Annotated in this window: 14 protein-coding genes; 6 read left to right on the top strand and 8 right to left on the bottom strand. The window is 65.6% G+C overall.

The window, feature by feature from the left end:
* The first annotated feature begins 56 nt into the window (after positions 1–56).
* From G6N77_RS07110 to G6N77_RS07130, 5 genes are all read left to right on the top strand, one after another.
* Positions 57–1,295 carry a branched-chain amino acid ABC transporter substrate-binding protein gene (locus G6N77_RS07110; protein WP_165181340.1) on the top strand — a complete coding sequence of 413 codons (1,239 nt, stop codon included), beginning with the start codon at positions 57–59 and terminating at the stop codon, positions 1,293–1,295.
* 132 nt (positions 1,296–1,427) lie between these two features.
* Entirely contained in the window at positions 1,428–2,447 is a 1,020-nt protein-coding gene (locus G6N77_RS07115) for a branched-chain amino acid ABC transporter permease (RefSeq protein ID WP_165181341.1), read from the top strand.
* Complete coding sequence (locus G6N77_RS07120) at positions 2,444–3,661, top strand: branched-chain amino acid ABC transporter permease (protein WP_165181342.1); 1,218 nt, start codon at positions 2,444–2,446, stop codon at positions 3,659–3,661. Before G6N77_RS07115 ends, G6N77_RS07120 begins: the two co-directional genes overlap by 4 nt.
* Positions 3,658–4,545, top strand: coding sequence for an ABC transporter ATP-binding protein (locus tag G6N77_RS07125; protein WP_165181343.1), 888 nt, complete (start codon positions 3,658–3,660; stop codon positions 4,543–4,545). Before G6N77_RS07120 ends, G6N77_RS07125 begins: the two co-directional genes overlap by 4 nt.
* Positions 4,532–5,242 (top strand): ABC transporter ATP-binding protein, encoded by a 711-nt coding sequence (locus tag G6N77_RS07130; protein ID WP_165181344.1) that lies wholly within the window; start codon positions 4,532–4,534, stop codon positions 5,240–5,242. Before G6N77_RS07125 ends, G6N77_RS07130 begins: the two co-directional genes overlap by 14 nt.
* Positions 5,243–5,583: 341 nt before the next feature.
* Here the strand turns inward: G6N77_RS07130 and G6N77_RS07135 are convergent, their stop codons facing one another.
* The 6 genes from G6N77_RS07135 to G6N77_RS07160 form a co-directional block, all read right to left on the bottom strand.
* Positions 5,584–6,681: a Gfo/Idh/MocA family protein gene (locus G6N77_RS07135; protein ID WP_165181345.1), complete on the bottom strand. Its 1,098-nt coding sequence runs from the start codon at positions 6,679–6,681 to the stop codon at positions 5,584–5,586.
* Positions 6,682–6,785: 104 nt separating this feature from the next.
* Complete coding sequence (locus G6N77_RS07140) at positions 6,786–7,883, bottom strand: substrate-binding domain-containing protein (protein ID WP_165181346.1); 1,098 nt, start codon at positions 7,881–7,883, stop codon at positions 6,786–6,788.
* Positions 7,884–7,941: 58 nt separating this feature from the next.
* Positions 7,942–9,210 (bottom strand): multiple monosaccharide ABC transporter permease, encoded by a 1,269-nt coding sequence (gene mmsB, locus G6N77_RS07145; protein WP_165181347.1) that lies wholly within the window; start codon positions 9,208–9,210, stop codon positions 7,942–7,944.
* 24 nt (positions 9,211–9,234) lie between these two features.
* Positions 9,235–10,815 (bottom strand): multiple monosaccharide ABC transporter ATP-binding protein, encoded by a 1,581-nt coding sequence (gene mmsA / locus G6N77_RS07150; RefSeq protein WP_276609773.1) that lies wholly within the window; start codon positions 10,813–10,815, stop codon positions 9,235–9,237.
* Between the two features lie 121 nt (positions 10,816–10,936).
* On the bottom strand, positions 10,937–12,142 hold the full coding sequence (locus G6N77_RS07155) for an ROK family transcriptional regulator (RefSeq protein ID WP_165181348.1): 1,206 nt from the start codon (positions 12,140–12,142) through the stop codon (positions 10,937–10,939).
* A 95-nt stretch (positions 12,143–12,237) separates the two neighbouring features.
* Positions 12,238–12,756, bottom strand: coding sequence for a gamma carbonic anhydrase family protein (locus G6N77_RS07160; protein ID WP_165181349.1), 519 nt, complete (start codon positions 12,754–12,756; stop codon positions 12,238–12,240).
* Between the two features lie 193 nt (positions 12,757–12,949).
* Between G6N77_RS07160 and G6N77_RS07165 the strand changes: the two genes are divergently transcribed.
* Positions 12,950–13,747 carry a nitrilase-related carbon-nitrogen hydrolase gene (locus G6N77_RS07165; protein ID WP_165181350.1) on the top strand — a complete coding sequence of 266 codons (798 nt, stop codon included), beginning with the start codon at positions 12,950–12,952 and terminating at the stop codon, positions 13,745–13,747.
* A 155-nt stretch (positions 13,748–13,902) separates the two neighbouring features.
* On the opposite strand, the gene G6N77_RS07170 is transcribed toward G6N77_RS07165, so the two are convergent.
* Positions 13,903–15,519, bottom strand: coding sequence for a PucR family transcriptional regulator (locus G6N77_RS07170; RefSeq protein WP_165181351.1), 1,617 nt, complete (start codon positions 15,517–15,519; stop codon positions 13,903–13,905).
* Entirely contained in the window at positions 15,509–16,684 is a 1,176-nt protein-coding gene (alr, locus tag G6N77_RS07175; RefSeq protein WP_205678085.1) for an alanine racemase, read from the bottom strand. The genes G6N77_RS07170 and alr overlap by 11 nt, the downstream gene beginning before the upstream one ends.
* Positions 16,685–16,886 lie beyond the last annotated feature (202 nt).

A 16,886-nucleotide genomic window follows, 5' to 3' on the forward strand; every position in this document is an offset into this window, starting at 1 on the left:
CCCGGTAGGACGACGACGTCCGCCGGCCCTTGCGACATAGTCTGGAAGGCGAATCTATGTACCGTAAGAAAGTTATGACCACGCTGGCCGCAGCCGCCACCCTTGGCATGCTGCTCGGTGGTTGTGCAAACCAAGCTGCCACTCCAGGCGGCAGCACGTCGGGAAGCGGTGGAGGCTCCACCACCGTCAACATCCCGGCCCTGACCTCCATCGAAACGCCGAAGGATGCGGTGCTCCCCGCAGGCAACGGCAAGGCCACCTGCCCCTCCACCACCACGCTGGCGTACATCGGTGCCGAAACAGGCGCAAATGCCCAGCTCGGCATCAACATCTTCAACGGCATCCAGCTGGCCATCAACCAGCACAACAAGGCCAACGCCGGCTGCCAGGTGCAGTTCAAGAAGTTTGACACTGAAGGCGACCCGAACAAGGCCACCGGCCCGGTCACCCAGGCCACCAAGGAAGCCGACATCATCGGCGTCGTGGGCCTGCCGTTCTCCGGCGAGTCCAAGGCAACCGGCAACATTTTCGAACAGCAGGGCCTGGTCCACATCACCCCTGCGGCGACGAACCCGACGCTGACCACCAACGGCTGGAAGACGTTCTTCCGTGGCCTGGGCAACGACGCCGTGCAGGGTCCTGCTGCCGCGAAGTTCATGACCGGCAAGCTCGGCGCCAAGAAGGTCTACGTTGTTCAGGATGACTCGGATTACGGGATCGGCCTGGGCAAGACCACCTCGGACGGCCTCGGTTCGGCGCTGATCGGCACCGACAAGGTCACCACGGGCCAGAAGGACTTCTCGGTCACGATCTCCAAGATCATGAACGCCAAGGCCGACGCCGTCTTCTACTCCGGCTACTACGCCGAGGGCGCCCCCTTCGACCAGCAGCTGGTGGCGAAGGGCTTCACCGGAACGTTCGTCGGCCCGGATGGCCTGAAGGATGACCAGTTCATCAAGCAGGCAGGCTCGGCCTCGGCCAACGCCTTCTTCACCTGCCCCTGCATCCCGGGCGAGCTCATCCCGACGTTTGAATCCGCGTACAAGGCTCTGGCCAACGCCGAACCCGGCACGTACTCCATTGAGGGTTACGACGCCGCCACCGTGCTGCTGGCGGGCATTGACGCCGGCAACCAGGACCGGGCCAAGCTCGTGAACTGGGTCAAGACCTACGACAAGGACGGACTGAGCAAGCACTACAAGTGGGACGACAAGGGCGAGCTCCAGGCCCCGACTGTTTACGGCTACAAGGTTGAGAACGGCAAGATCGTTCCGATCGGCGCCATCGGCCAGTAATTCGGGCGCACAAGGCTGTGGGACGGGGGATCTCCGGCCCACAGCCTTTGCGTGCCACCTTATCCCGTTCTCCCTACCGGCAGCGGCCGGCCCATCCGATGCCGTGGGCGCTGCCAAGATCAGGATGTCCGCATGATTCCCACCCTCCTAACCGTCCTACCCGCCCTGTCCACTGACGACAATTCCTGGATCACCTTCGACATTCCGTCGCTGATGCAGAACTTTTGGAGCGCCACCTTTGACGGGCTGACCTTCGGCTCCATCTACGCGCTGGTGGCCCTGGGCTACACCCTCGTCTACGGCGTGCTGAACCTCATCAACTTTGCCCACTCCGAAGTGTTCATCATGGGCTGCTACGGCGTCTGGTTCACCCTCAGCTTTCTGGGGTTCGGGCCGTCCGCACCCAACCTCTCGCTCGGGTCGATCGTCGTCAACCTGCTGCTGGCGCTGATTGTGGCCGTTTGCGCCTCCGCCCTTACCGCGTTCGTGCTCGAGCGGCTGGCCTATAAACCGCTGCGCAAACGCAACGCGCCCCGCCTGGTCTTTTTGATCACGGCCATCGGCGCGTCCTTCACCATCCAGTACACGATCTTCCTGGTCCGCGGACCCGTGCCGGAGCAGGCCTTGACCATGTTCAAGCCGACCCCCATATTTGACGTCTTCGGCACGATCGTTGACTCGCAGCAGCTGCTCATTGTCATTGCAGCCGTCATCATGATGGTTGTCACCGAGCGCTTCATCAGCAAGTCCCGCACGGGGCGCGGCATCCGCGCCGTTGCGCAGGACCCTGACACGGCAACGCTGATGGGCGTCAACAAGGAAAAGATCATCATCACCACGTTCGTGATCGGCGGCATCCTGGCCGGCGCGGCGGCATTGTTCTATGTCATGAAGATCCCATCCGGAGTGCAGTACAACGGCGGGTTCATCCTCGGCATCAAGGCTTTTGCCGCAGCTGTGCTGGGTGGCATCGGCAACGTCCGCGGCGCGCTGCTGGGCGGCCTGCTGCTCGGGCTGATCGGCAACTACGGGCAAATCCTGCTGGGCAACTCCCAGTGGACCGACGTCGTCGCCTTTGTGGTGCTGGTGCTGGTGCTGCTGCTGCGGCCCGAAGGCATCCTGGGCACCTCTCTGGGAAGGAGCAGGGCATGAGCATGGTAGACGGACCCACACCACTCCACACCGCCAAGGCAGATCAGGCTGCGGAGGACCGAGAAGCTGTCGGCACGCCGCCCGGCTCCAGTGCCGCAGTCCGCCGCAAGGGCTGGTTTGGCGGCCTGGGCGAGAAATGGCAGGAGCTGCCGCGCCAGAAGCAATGGGCGGTGCTCATCATCGTGGTGGTCCTGGCCTATTTGCTGCCGGTCATCAACCCGCCGCTGATTTCCACCGAACCAGGCAACGACTTCCCGCTCGCCTGCCAGACCATGGCTGTCTGGGCGCTGGTGGCCGTGGGCCTGAACGTGGTGATCGGCTACGCAGGCCTGCTGGACCTGGGCTACATCGCCTTCTTCGCCGTCGGCTCCTATGTGGCGGCCATGCTCACCAGTCCCGACTCCACGTTCCTGAAGATTCCGTACCTGTGGACCATTCCGGTGGCCATGGCGGTGACCATGTTCTTCGGCGTGCTGCTCGGTGTGCCAACGCTGCGACTGCGCGGGGACTACCTGGCAATCGTCACCCTCGGCTTCGGTGAGATCGTGCGCATCCTGGCCACCATCATCCCGGCCATGAAGGGCCAGGTCGGCTTCCAAAACCTGGGCCATCCGCCGGGATTGGACGCCCACGGGGTGCCAATCTTTGCCAACTCCAACGGAACCCCCTGGTATTGGCTCACACTGACAATATTGATCATTGTGCTGCTGTTGGCGGGCAACCTGGAACGCAGCCGCGTGGGCCGCAACTGGATCGCCATCCGCGAGGATGAGGACGCCGCCGAGACAATGGGCGTTCCCACCTTCAAGTACAAGGTCTGGGCCTTCGCGATCGGCGCGGGCATCGGCGGCATGTCAGGCGCGCTCATGTCCGGGCAGGTCGGCTTCGTGAACAACCAGAAGTTCGACGTCGTCACTTCCGTCCTGTTCGTCGCCGCGGTGGTGCTGGGCGGGGCAGGCAACAAGGTTGGCGCCATTCTGGGCGGGGCCCTGGTGGCCTACATTCCGCTGCGCTTCACCGCAATCGCCGACTACAAGTACCTGATCTTTGGCCTGGCGCTGTGCCTGATCATGATCTTCAGGTCGCACGGCCTGCTTGCCGCGCGACAGCAACTTTTGGCCTATGGCAGACACGCCTACAACGAGGTAAAGGCCCGCACGGACGCCAAGTCCGCCAAGGCCAAGGCCGCGCCCGGGAAGGAGGCGTCACTGTGAGCGAGTCAAACGAAACGAGCGGCCGGCATGCCGACGTCGACATTGCCGGGGTCGACACCGTAGTGGCGGAAGCCGCGGCACCGGAACGCGACATCGCCGTCAAGGTGGGCGACGACCTGGTCGAGGTGAAGAACCTCACCATGAGGTTCGGCGGCCTGCTGGCGCTGGACGACATCAGCTTTACCATCAAGCGCGGGGAAATTCTGGGGTTGATCGGCCCCAACGGCGCCGGCAAGACCACCTGCTTCAACGCCATGACAGGGGTATACAAGCCCACCAGCGGCCAGGTGCTGCTGGAGGGGCGGGTGCTCAACGGGGTCAAGCAGCACAAGATCACCCGTGCCGGACTGGCCCGCACCTTCCAGAACATCCGCCTTTTTGGCGAGATGACGGCGCTGGAAAATGTGGTGGTGGGCCTGGACGCCCGGCACAAGACGTCCGTGATCGGGGCCCTGCTGCGCCTGCCGCGGCACACCCGGGAAGAAAAGTCCGCCATCGAGCGGGGCATGGCGCTGCTGGAATTTGTGGGCATTGCCGACCAGGCAGCCACGCTGTCCCGGCACCTGCCGTACGGCAGCCAGCGCCGCCTGGAGATTGCCCGCGCCCTCGCGACGGACCCCAAGGTGCTGTGCCTGGACGAGCCCGCGGCCGGCTTCAACCCTGCGGAAAAGGAAGAGCTCATGCAGCTCATCCGCACCATCCGCGACGACGGCTACACTGTGCTGCTCATCGAGCACGACATGAAACTGGTCATGGGGGTGACCGACAGGATTGTGGTGCTGGAATTCGGGAAGAAGATTGCCGACAATGTGCCATCCGTGATCAGGGAAGACCCGAAGGTCATTTCCGCTTACCTAGGGGAGCCCGAAGATGACTTTGCTTGAGCTGAAAAACATTTCCGTGCACTACGGGCGGATCCAGGCCATCAAGGAGATGTCCTTTACGGTGGAGGAAGGGGAGATCGTTTCCCTGATCGGGGCCAACGGTGCAGGGAAAACCACCACCATGAAGACCATTTCCGGGCTGCTGAACCCTTCGGGCGGTTCCATTTCCTTCATGGGGCAGGACATCACCAAGATGAAGGCCCACATCCGCGTGGTGCAGGGAATCTCCCAGGCCCCCGAAGGGCGCGGGATCTTCCCCGCCATGACGGTCCTGGAGAACCTGGACATGGGGACCTTCGGCCGCAAGGACCGCAGCGGTGTCAGCGAGGACCTGGACCGCGTGTTCACCCTCTTCCCTCGCCTGAAGGAGCGCGAGAAGCAGTTCGGCGGCACCATGAGCGGCGGCGAGCAGCAGATGCTTGCCATTGGCCGCGCACTGATGTCCCGTCCCAAGCTGCTGCTGCTGGACGAGCCCTCCATGGGGCTGGCCCCGCAGTTCATCCGGCAGATCTTTAAGATCATCACCGAGATCAACAGCCAGGGCACCACGGTGCTGCTCGTGGAACAGAACGCCAACCAGGCGCTGGCCCGGGCACACCGTGCCTTTGTGTTGGAGACCGGGGAGATCACGCACAGCGGCACCGGCAAGGAGCTGCTGGCGAATCCGGCCATCAAGGAGGCCTACCTAGGCGTCTAGCCCCACCTAAGATCCTCCCTCACCTTTTGTGGTGTTTTGGGGGGATCCTCCCTCACTTTTCGGGGTGTTTGGCGGGGATCCTCCCTCACCTTTAGTGCTTCCCGGGGTAGCCAGCGGGTCGCGCGGCTTCTCTCCCAACGGCCGACGGCGGCGGGTTACCTTCGATGCGGAAGGTGACCCGCCGCCGTCGTACTTTAAGTTGAGGGAGGGTCGGGTGGAAACCGGCAAAAGGTGAGGGAGGGTCGGGCAGGAACCGACAAAAGGTGAGGGAGGGTCGGGCAGGAACCGACAAAAGGTGAGGGAGGGTCGGGCAGGAACCGACAAAAGGTGAGGGAGGGTCGCTAGAGGTCGGTGCGGGAATCGTTGGGGTAGGTGACTCCGAGCTGGCGGCGGGCCTCGTCGAAGAGTTCCATGATGGCCACGGAGTCGTCCAGCGGCATGGTGGCGGATTCGGTCAGCCCGGCCTGGATGCAGCGGGTCACCTCGCGCAGCTGGTACGTGTAGCCGCGGCCCGGGTGCTCGAATGACTCGGTGCGCACCCCGTCCCAGCCCACCGAGACACGCAGCCCCTTGGGATTGTTGGGGGAGCCCACGGTCTCCACAAAACCTTCCGTTCCGGCCACCGTGGCCACCCGCGGCCCTTGCGACACCAGGTAGCTCATCAGCTGCGCCTGCGCCCCGGAGGCATAGCTGAGCGACAGCGAATTCTGGGCATCCACGCCGGGGGCCGTCAGCTCGCCGGTGGCTGCCACGGCGGCCGGCTTGCCCAGCGTGGCCCAGGCCCACAGCAGCGGGTACACCGTGATGTCCAGGAGGGCGCCGCCGCCGTCGGCCGGGGCCCAAATGCGGGCGGTGTCGTCGAGCGGGGCCGGGAAGCCGAGGTCCGCACGCACCCACTTCACCTCGCCAATCTCGCCCGAGGCAATGATCTCCAGCGCGCGCTGAAAGCCCGGGACAAAGCGCGCCCACACGGCCTCCATGAGGAACAGCTGCCGCTCCCGGGCCAGCGCCACCAGGGAACGTGCCTCCGCAGCAGTGATGGTCAGCGCCTTTTCGCACAAAACGTGCTTGCCATGCTCCAGCGCCGCCCGGGCAATGTCGTAATGCTGGGCGTGCGGGGTGGCGATGTAGACGACATCCACCGCGGGGTCCTGCACCAGCTGGAGGTAACCCGGGGCACCCAGGCCGTCCGGACCGCCGTCGTAATAGTGGGAGGTGAAGCCAAAATCCTCGGCAAACGCCGCGGCGCTGGCCCCGCTGCGCGAACTGACGGCCGACAGCACGGCATCCTCCAGCAGGGCCAGGTCCGCCGTGACGGTCCTGGCGATGTTGCCTGTGGCCACCACGCCCCAGCGCAGGGGGGCGCCGGTGGCGGAGAGGGTCTCGGGGTTGAACGTGGTGTACCAGTCGGGACGGCCGACATAACGGGGAATGGTCATGGCGCCATTCTGCCAGCTATTGGGGGGATGGCGAAGGCCCCGTCCGGTGTCGTGATGCACGACGCCGGACGAGGCCTTGGGCTGTTGTGTTGCCTTGGTTGGGGCTACTTGGTCAGCGGGCCAAGCACCTTGTCATTGGCGTATTCCTCGGCAGCGTTGGCCTTGGTCACGATCTTGGGAACCAGCAGGAACGCCGGAACAACCTTGGTGCCGTTGTTGTAGGAAGTGGGGTCGTTGATCTCCGGCTTGGTGCCCTTCTGCAGGCCCTTCACCATTTCGATGGCGTGGTTGACCAGCGCGGTGGTGTCCTTGTTGATCGTGGAGTACTGCTCCCCGGCCATGATGGACTTGACGGATTCAACCTCGGAGTCCTGGCCGGTGACGGTCGGGACGGGCTTGCCGGCGGCCTTCACGGAGGTGATGATGGCGCGTGCCAGGGTGTCGTTCGGGGACAGCACGCCGTCCAGGGCGGCCGTGCCGTAGCTGCCCACCAGCAGGGAGTCCATGCGCTTCTGGGCGTTCTCGGCCTTCCAGCCCTGGGTCACTGCCTGCTCGAAGGTCTTCTGGCCGGAAACAACCTTGAGGGTGCCGTCCTGGATCTTGGGCTGGAGGATCTTCATGGCGCCGTCAAAGAAGACCTTGGCGTTGGCGTCGTCGGGGGAGCCGGCGAAGAGCTCGATGTTGTACGGGCCGTTCGGCTTCTTGGCCTTCATGCCGTCCAGCAGGGCCTGGCCCTGGAGCTCACCGACCTTGAAGTTGTCGTAGGCCACGTAGTAGTCCACGTTCGGGGTGTTCAGCAGCAGGCGGTCGTAGGCGATGACCGTTGCGCCGGCATCCTTGGCCTGCTTGAGCTGCGTGCCCAGCTGGCCGCCGTCGATGGCGCCGACAATGATGACCTTGGCGCCCTTGGCCACCATGGCGCTGATCTGGTTCTGCTGCTCGGCAACGCCGCCGTTGGCAAACTGGACGTCGCCCTTGAAGCCGGCCTGGGTGAGCCCGTCGTTGAAGAGTTTCTCCGCCAGGACCCAGTTTTCACTGGTCTTCTGGGGAAGCGCGACGCCGATCAGCGCGTCCGCGGCGAAACCGCCTGCCGCGCCGGAGGACGCTGCGGGCGCAGCCGCGCGTCCGCAGCCCGTCAGTGCCAGGGCGGAGGCCGCCAGGACAACCGCCATGGTTTTGGCAGCCTTGTTGAGCTTGAACATGGTGTTCACTTTCTGTTGGGTTACGTGAAGTGTTGCTCGGTGGTGCTTCGGGGAAGAATTAGGATTCGGTCCTGACGGCGTCCCTGAGGGGTTCGGCCACGGCCAGGTCCGGATTGTCCCGGCCGCCCAGCTTCTTCATCATCAGGCCGATGAAGGACGCCTTGCCCTGGGACTTGTTGTAGACGTCAAAGACGACGGCGGCCAGCAGGACCAGGCCCTTGATGATCTGGGTCATGTCCGAACCGACGCCCATCAGCTGCAGGCCGTTGTTCAGCACGGCCATGACCAGGCCACCAATCATGGAGCCGACCACGGTGCCGACGCCGCCGGTGACTGCGGCGCCACCGATGAAAACGGCGGCAATGGCATCCAGTTCCCAGCCGACGCCGTCGGACGGGCCGGAGGCGTTGGAGCGGGCCACGAAGATCATGCCGGCCAGCCCGGCCAACACGGCCATGTTGAGGATGACCAGGAAGTCGGTGCGCTTGCTCTTGACGCCGGAGAGTGCGGCTGCGTGCCTGTTGCCGCCCACTGCGTAGATGTGGCGGCCGATGGTGGTGCGGGCGGCGATGAAGCCGTAGGCCAGGACCAGGACGCCCAGGATGATGCCGGGGACCGGGAAGGACGTGCCGGGGCGGCCCGTGGCGAACAGGTAGGTGGCGTAGAGGACCACGGCGCACAGGATCACGAGCTTGGTGATGGTGACCCAGAGGGGCTTGACGTCGGCGCCCAGCGCCACGGCCTTGCGGTGGTTGCGCAGCCCGCTCCAGATGAGGGCGGCGACGATGATGAAGCCGACCAAAAGGGTCAGGTTGTTGTAGCCGGTGTCCGGGCCGACTTCATTCAGGTAGCCGGCGCCGATGAACTGGAAGTCGGTGGGCACGGGCACGGTCAGGGACTTGCCGAAGTATTGGTTGGCGCCGCGGAAGAGGAGCATGCCGGCCAGGGTGACGATGAAGGCCGGGATGCCCACATAGGCCACGAAGAAGCCCTGCCAGGCACCAATCAGGGCACCCAGCACCAGGCCCACCACAATCCCCATGTACCAGGGCAGGTGCCAGTCACGCATGGTCAGGGCCACCACAATGCCCACGAAGGCGGCAACGGAGCCCACGGAGAGGTCAATGTGGCCGGCGATGATGACCAGCACCATACCGATGGCCAGGATCAGGATGTAGGAGTAGCCATTGACCAGGTTGATGACGTTGTCCGGGGTGAGAATCACTCCGCCTGTCATGAACTGGAAGAAGACGATCAGGGCGACGAGCGCGAAGATCATCCCGAATTGGCGGGTGTTGCCGCCGAATAGCTGTTTGATGGCGTTCATGGGGGTCCTGTTTCTTCCCTTGGTCTAGGCAGATTTCTTGGCAGCGGTCATGCGTTTCATCAACGATTCCTGGCTGGCCTGGCTTTTGTTCAGGACGCCGGTGATGGCGCCTTCAAAGATGGTGTAGATCCTGTCCGAAATGCCCAGCAGTTCGGGCAGTTCGGAGGAGATGACGATGACGCCCTTGCCCTGGTTGGCGAGGGCCTGGATGATGCCGTAAATCTCATACTTGGCGCCGACGTCGATCCCGCGGGTGGGTTCGTCCAGGATGAGGAGGTCCGGGTCGGTGAACATCCACTTGGCCAGGACCACCTTTTGCTGGTTCCCGCCGGAAAGCTTCGACACGCCCTCATCCACGCTGGGCGTCTTGGTGCGCAGCTGCTTGCGGTATTGCTCGGCCACCTCGTATTCCTTGCCAAGGTTCACCACCGAGCGCTTGGAGATGGCATCGAGGTTGGCGGCGACAGTGGTGGTCTTGATGTCGTCGAGGAGGTTCAGCCCCAGGGTCTTGCGGTCTTCGGTGACATAGCCCAGGCCGTGCTTGATGGCCTCGGGGACGTTGCGAAGGGTGATTTCCTTGCCGTCCTTGATGATCTGCCCCGAAATGTAGTGGCCGTAGGAGCGGCCGAAGAGGGAGCGCGCCAGCTCGGTGCGCCCGGCACCCATGAGGCCGGCAAAGCCGACAATCTCCCCGCGGCGGACATTGAAGCTGGAGTTCTTGCACACCAGCCGGTCCGCAATTTGTGGGTGCCTGACGGTCCAGTTCTTGACTTCGAAGAAGACCTCGCCGATTTTGGGCGTGTGCTCGGGGAAGCGCGATTCGAGCGTCCGGCCCACCATGCCCTTGATGATCCGGTCCTCGTCCACGCCGTCTGCCTTGACGTCCAGGGTCTCGATCGACTTGCCGTCGCGGATGATGGTGATGGAGTCGGAGACCTGCTCGATCTCGTTGAGCTTGTGGGAAATCATGATGCAGCTGATGCCCTTGCCCTTCAGGCCGCGGATCAGGTCCAGGAGGTGCTGGGAATCGGACTCGTTCAGGGCTGCCGTGGGCTCGTCGAGAATGAGCAGCTTGACCGACTTGTTGAGGGCCTTGGCGATTTCCACCAGCTGCTGCTTGCCGACGCCGATTTCCTTGACGGGGGTGTCGGGGTCCTCGCTCAACCCCACCCGGGCCATCAGCTCGATGGTCCGCAGCCGGGCTTCGTCCCAGTTGATGATGCCGAACTTGGTGGGTTCGTTGCCGAGGAAGATGTTCTCGGTGATGGAGAGTTCAGGGATCAGCGCGAGTTCCTGGTGGATGATCACGATGCCGGCGTGCTCGCTGGCCCGGATGTCCTTGAATTGGCAGACCTCGTTCTGGAACACGATCTCGCCGTCGTAGCTGCCGTAAGGGTAGACGCCGGAGAGGACCTTCATGAGCGTGGACTTGCCGGCCCCGTTTTCGCCGCAGATTGAGTGGATCTCGCTGGCGCGGACTGTGATGGAGACGTCGGAGAGGGCCTTGACGCCGGGAAATTCCTTGGTAATGGATTGCATCTGAAGAATGATGGGGTTTGCGGACGGCATGAGCGTGTCGCTTTCCAAGACGGACGTCTTTGTCATTGCCCCACAGCCACAACAGGTGAGTGGGTGTGATGCGGTACATCAAAATTTGGTACTTAGGAGATTCAACTCGGTTGCGGCGTTGACGTCAAGCCTTTAACGCAACAGGATGGTAACGGTTTTACAAAGTTTGCTGCGAGGGCTCGTGCTGAAACACCAGCGACACGGCCCCCAGGGCTTCCGAGCGCGGTCCCAGCGACGAGGTGGCCAGAGTGGTGTTCTCCCCGACCACGGGCACGGCGTGGCGCAGCAGGCCGCGGCGCACGGGTGTGAGCAGGAGTTCGCCCAGGGTGGCCAATGGCCCGCCGATGACGATGACATCCGGGCTCATCAGGTTGGAGATCGTGGCGAGTGCGCGGCCCACAGCAGTGCCGGCGTCCTCCAGCACGCGCAAGGTGGTGGGGTCCCCGGACTTGGCCTGCCGGACAATGTCCTCCGCGTCGATGGGTTGCGACCTGTCGCGGCTGAGCAGTTGGATCATGGTGGCCGTGGAGGCTATGGTTTCCAGGCAGCCGCGGTTCCCGCACCGGCAGATCAGTCCGGCCTCGGTGATGGTCAGGTGCCCGATTTCGCCGGTCACCCCGATGCTGCCTGAATACAGCGCCCCGTTCACGATCAGGCCGGCACCGATGCCCGTGCCGATCTTGACGAAGACCAGGTTGGGGACGGCGGCAAAGGCGCCCCAGGAGATTTGGGCCAGGGCGCCGAGGTTGGCGTCATTCTCAATGAATACGGGCAGGTTCAGGGCGGATTTGAGCCGTTCATGGAGGTTGATGCCCACCCATTCGGGAAGGATGGCACCCTGGATGACCTTCCCCGTCCGCCGGTCGATGGGCCCCGGGATTCCGGCCCCCGCGCCGATCAGGTTCGAGCGGGAAATGCCATTTTCCGCAAGCAGCACCTCAAGGAGCTTGGCGGCGGCGGCAATGCCCACCGTGGCATCGTGTCCCAGGGGAAGCGGGATCTCACGTTCTGCCACCACCTGGTGGGAGCGGTTGGCCAGGACCACGCGGAGGTGGCTGCGGCCAAAGTCGATTCCTGCCGCAATGGAGCTGTCCCCGACGTAGCGCACGGAGTGTGCGCGCCGCCCGGAACTGGTGGTGGGTGTCAGGCTGACCAGGCCGGCAGTGTGCATGCTCTTGACGATGTTGGACACGGTGGCGGTCGACAGCCCGGTCATTCTGGACAGCTCTGCCTGGGTGGCGGGCCCGCCGCGCAGCAGCTGGTCCGTCACCCGGAGCTGGTTGCGCATCCGCAGGGCGGATTGCGATCCGGGATTGGCGGATCGGCCAGCTTTGGGGCGCGCGGTGGTTTCGTCGTCGAACATAAACAAAAGCGTGCCCTACTCCGCCCTTGAGGTCAAGAACTTAACGCGAGTTTTGTGATTTGCGTTAAGCGGGTTTAGTCAAGCGTCTGCCGCAGTCAGCCGTGGATGGCCTTGTGCTTGCGGGCCAGCTCCACATAGTGCGCTGCGTTTTCCCGCACATGCTCCTGTTCCTCCGTGGTCAGCTCCCGCCGGACCTTGCCGGGCACCCCGGCCACCAGGGAACCGGCGGGAATCACTGCGCCCTCCAGGACCACGGCCCCGCCGGCCACCAGGGAACCGGCGCCAATGACGGCCCCGTTCATGACGGTGGCGCCCATGCCGATCAGGCAGTTGTCCTCCACGGTGCAGCCGTGCACCACTGCATTGTGGCCCACGCTGACGCCGTCGCCAATGGCGGTGGGGAAGCCTGGGTCGGCATGGAGCACCACGTTGTCCTGCAGGTTGGAACCGGCCCCCACCGTGATGGAATTCGTGTCGCCGCGCACAACCACGCCGTAGAACGCACTGGAATCCTCACCGAGGGAGGCCTGGCCGATGAGGGTGGCTGTCGGCGCCACGAAGGCCGATTCGTGGACGGAGGGCGAGTGGCCGTCGAAGTCGATGAGCTGGTTCATGGTGGGGTCCGTTCCTTTGGGTGCCGTCAATTCACGTGCCGGCATTTCACTGTCACAGCCGATGCTACCCAGATCCACGCCGGCGCAACGGGCAAATCGTCCCAAATGTGCTGCGCCGCAGTATTTTTCGCCCGGGCGGCCGGACCCCGCCGGCATTACTGTTGAGGGAAACCCTACGAGGAGGAGCCCCCACATGCTGCTGGCACTCATGCAGGCCCAGGCCCGCCCGCTGGACGTGGCGGCGAACCTGGCCGCCATTGACCACGCCGCCCGGGACGCCGCGGCCGCCGGCGCGCAGCTGCTGCTGACGCCGGAGCTGTTCCCCCTCGGCTACGCGCCGCTGCGCATCCACGCAGACTTTGACATGGCTCGCCTGCCCGACATCCGGGCTGTGCTGGCGGAAACAGCGCGCCGCCACGGGATCGGCCTGGTCTACAGCCTGCCGGGGGACCGCGACGGCACCCGTCCCGGCATTTCGGCCACCCTGCTGGACGCTGCCGGGACCGAACTCCTCACGTACGGCAAGGTGCACCTCTTTGGCGGGGACGAGCGCACGGCCTTTTCCCCCGCAAGCCGGCCGCCCGGCGTCGTGCAGTTCATGGGGCTCAACATCTCCATGGTCATTTGCTACGACGTGGAATTCCCCGAAACCGTCCGGGCTGCCGCGGTGCGGGGCGCCGACGCGGTGCTGGTGCCCACGGCGCTGGCGCACGGCTTTGACGAGGTCCCCAACATCATCCTGCGGGCACGGGCCCTGGAAAACCATGTTGCCGTGGCCTATGCCAACCACTGCGGCATCGAGGACGGCACCACTTTTGGCGGCGGCAGCATCATTGCCGGGCCCGACGGCGGTGTCCTGGCCTCCGCGGGGATCGGCGCCGAGCTGCTGTACGCCGAGCTGGACGCGGACGCGATCCGCGGTTCGCGCGCAGGCGTGCCCTACCTGGCCGAGCGCCGCCCGGAGCTCTACCGCGAGTGGGAGAACGGGTAGCGCCGCCGCTGATTGAGCTTGTCGAAATCTCGGGCCGCCGCCGGGTCTCGACGCGCTCGCAGGGCTCGCTGCTCGACCACCGACGCGCTCTCGGGTCTCGACGCGCTCGCAGGGCTCGCTGCTCGACCACCGGGTCTCGACGCTCGACCACCGGCCTACAGGTACTGCAGCGCAATCCAGAGGTCGGCGCGGGACTGGGGGTCGTTGGGGTCCCGCTCCAGCAGCTCGAAGGCGGCGCCTATGTGCCGGCGGACGCTGTTGCGGTGCAGCGACAGCGCCTTGGCCGTGGCGTCCCAGCTGCCATTGTGCGTGAGCCAGCCGCGCAGCACCTCCAGCAGCACGTCCCGCCGTTCGGGCTCCAGTTCCAGCAGCGGCGCCAGGACCTGCCCCGCCAGCATGGTGCCGGCCTCCCGGCCCAGCAGGCCCGTGACGGACCACGTCACCGAATCCACGCGCAGCGTCTCCGAGGTGGCCCGGGCCCGGGCCCGCAGCGAGCCGACCCGCTGATACGCGGCCGGGAGGTCGTTGGGTTCCACGGGGTCGCCCACCACCAGCCGCCAGCCCAGCCGTTCCACCTCGGCCACGGAAGCCTCGTCCACCTTCAGCCGGGTCACGGCCGCGAAGCCGTAGTCGGTGATTTCCACCAGCTTGGTGTCGAAGATCCGCCGCCACTGCAGCAGTTCCCGCACGGGGCTGTCGGTGCTGCGCCACTGCGGCGCATCCACATTCACGCCCTGCACCACCCGCATGGGCGCGGACCGGGAGGAGGAAAGGCTCTGCGCCAGCAGGTCCTTCGCCGCCGTTATCTGCCGTGAGGTTCCGGCGGCCAGTGTTTCCGGGTGCAGCAGCAGCGCGGTGGCCAGCTGGCTCGGTGCCAGGGAGCCGCTGGTGCGCTGGCGCGAGAGCAGCTCCAGGAGGCCGACGGCGGCGGAAACTATGTTGTTGTGCGCCGGGGACAGCCGCTCCGCGGAGCCAATCACCAGGGCGCCCAGGTTGACGTCGCGGTTGCTGCGCAGCGGGTGCCCCACCACAAATTCGGACCCCTCCGCCGGGTAGCTGTCCAGCTCCACGCGCGGGCCCGAGCCCTGGAACAGCCGTTCCAGCAGCGGCCCCAGCAGCACGACGTCGGCCGGCCGGGTTCCGGCGCGCGCCCGCACCTTGCCGTCGGCCCCCACCAGCACGGCCCAGCAGGGCACCCGCTGCACCAGCGTTGCCAGCACCTCCTGGTCGGGGCGCGGGGAGAGCACGGAGCGCATCAGCAGCCGGTTGGTCTCGGCCAGGCTGCGGAACACCTTCGCCGAATCCGATTCCAGCAGCTGCGCAAACTGCAGCCCGATCGCGGCGAACGGGACGGACGGCGGCACCTCCACCAGTGTGATCCCGTGGCGGCGGCAGGACGCCGCCAATGCGGGCGGCACCGCATCATGGTACGGGGTCAGGCCAAAGCCCAGGGCGCAGACGCGGGCCACGGCCAGCCGCGCCACGTAGGCCTCGACCGCGTCCGCCGTGCCGCCGTCGTCCATCAGGGGAAGGCCGGCGGTGAGCACAAACTCGCCGTCCATGAGGTACGGGGTGGGGTCCGCCAGTTCACTGGGCTCCACCCAGCGCAGCCGGGCGTCCAGGTCCGCGGCGTGCAGGATCTTCAGCTCATGCGGCAGCTCCGCCAGGAACTGGGACAGCGTCACGGAGCGGAAGCGGGACTCCACTTCCTCCGTGGAAAGCGGCAGCGAGCGCACCCGCCCGGAGGTGCCGCCGTCGGTGCTAGCGGCCATGGGTGTACACCCGCTGCAGCCGGGGCGCGATCCGGTTGATGACCTCGTCGCCGTGGCTGTTGATGGCGGCGCCCCAGTCGTCGGCGCTCGCGGCCCCGGCGGCCGGGTCGCCGAACAGCAGGGCGGTTTCGCCCACGCGGACGGATGTCTCGTGGCCCAGATCCACCATGAACTGGTCCATGCAGACCTTGCCGATCACCGGCACCCTTTGGCCGCCCACCATCACCACGCTGCTGCCGGATATCCCCTTGGGGATGCCGTCCGCGTAACCCAGCGGGATCAGGCCGAGGTAGCGGGACTCGTGCGTGATGGCGCGGTGTTCGTAGCTGACGCCGGTGCCCGCCGGCACATGCTTGACCAGCACCACGGGGGCCGTGACGGAGAGCGCGGGGCGCAGCCCGTAGTCGGCCGGGTCCATGTGCTCTGCGGGGGAGAGGCCGTACATGGCCAGCCCGGCGCGCACCATGTCAAAGTGGAACTCGGGCCGGGCCAGGATGTTCGCCGAACTGGCCACGTGTCGCAGGGTGGGCGCCAGCCCGGCGTCGAACGCCTCCCGGACCGCCTCCTCAAACTCGGCGACGGCGGCCGTGTTGGCCGGGTGGGCGGGGACGTCGGCCCAGGCCAGGTGCGTCCACACGCCGCGGACCGTGACGGAGCCGCTGAGCTCCGCCGCCCGTGCGGCCGCCACCAGGGCCGGCCAATCCTCGCGCCGGGCGCCGCCGCGGCTCAGTCCGCTGTCCAGCTCCAGGTGGATGAACGCGGTACGGCCCAGCCCGCTTGCTATGCCGGCCACCACCTCAAGCTGGGCCGGGCTGCCCAGGGAAATGTCGACGTCGTTCCCCACCGCCTCGGCCATGGCGCCGCCGGAGGTGGTGGCCAGGTAGAGCCACGCCAGGATGGGGGCCGTGATGCCGGCGCGGCGCAGGGCCAGCGCCTCGGAGAGCTGTGCCGTGCCGAGCCAGTCCGCGCCGGCGGCGAGGGCGGTCCGGGCCGTCTCCAGCAGGCCGTGCCCATAGGCGTTACCCTTGACGACGGCCATCAAGTGCGCGGAACGCGTGCGTTCCCGCAGGATTCCCACATTGTGCCCGATGGCATCCAGGTCCACGCTGACCGTGCCGGTGGTGAGCTCCGCCACAGCGGAGGCTGGTAGTGCATTCTGTCTCATGTGGATAGCGTACAGGATGTTTTGCACTACGTTGAGATGTGGGTCACAGCTTTATTGTTGAGAAACGGGAACAGCGCCTCCAGCAGGCTTTCGAGAGAATTGGATCAAGAGGATGACACTGCGTGATCAACTCAGCCAGCGGTCAAAGGCGACCGCACCACGCCCGCAAGGACGCGGGCCGCAAGGACGCGGGCCGCAAGGA

The sequence above is a fragment of the Arthrobacter silviterrae genome (assembly GCF_011045165.1).
GTDB lineage: Bacteria > Actinomycetota > Actinomycetes > Actinomycetales > Micrococcaceae > Specibacter > Specibacter silviterrae.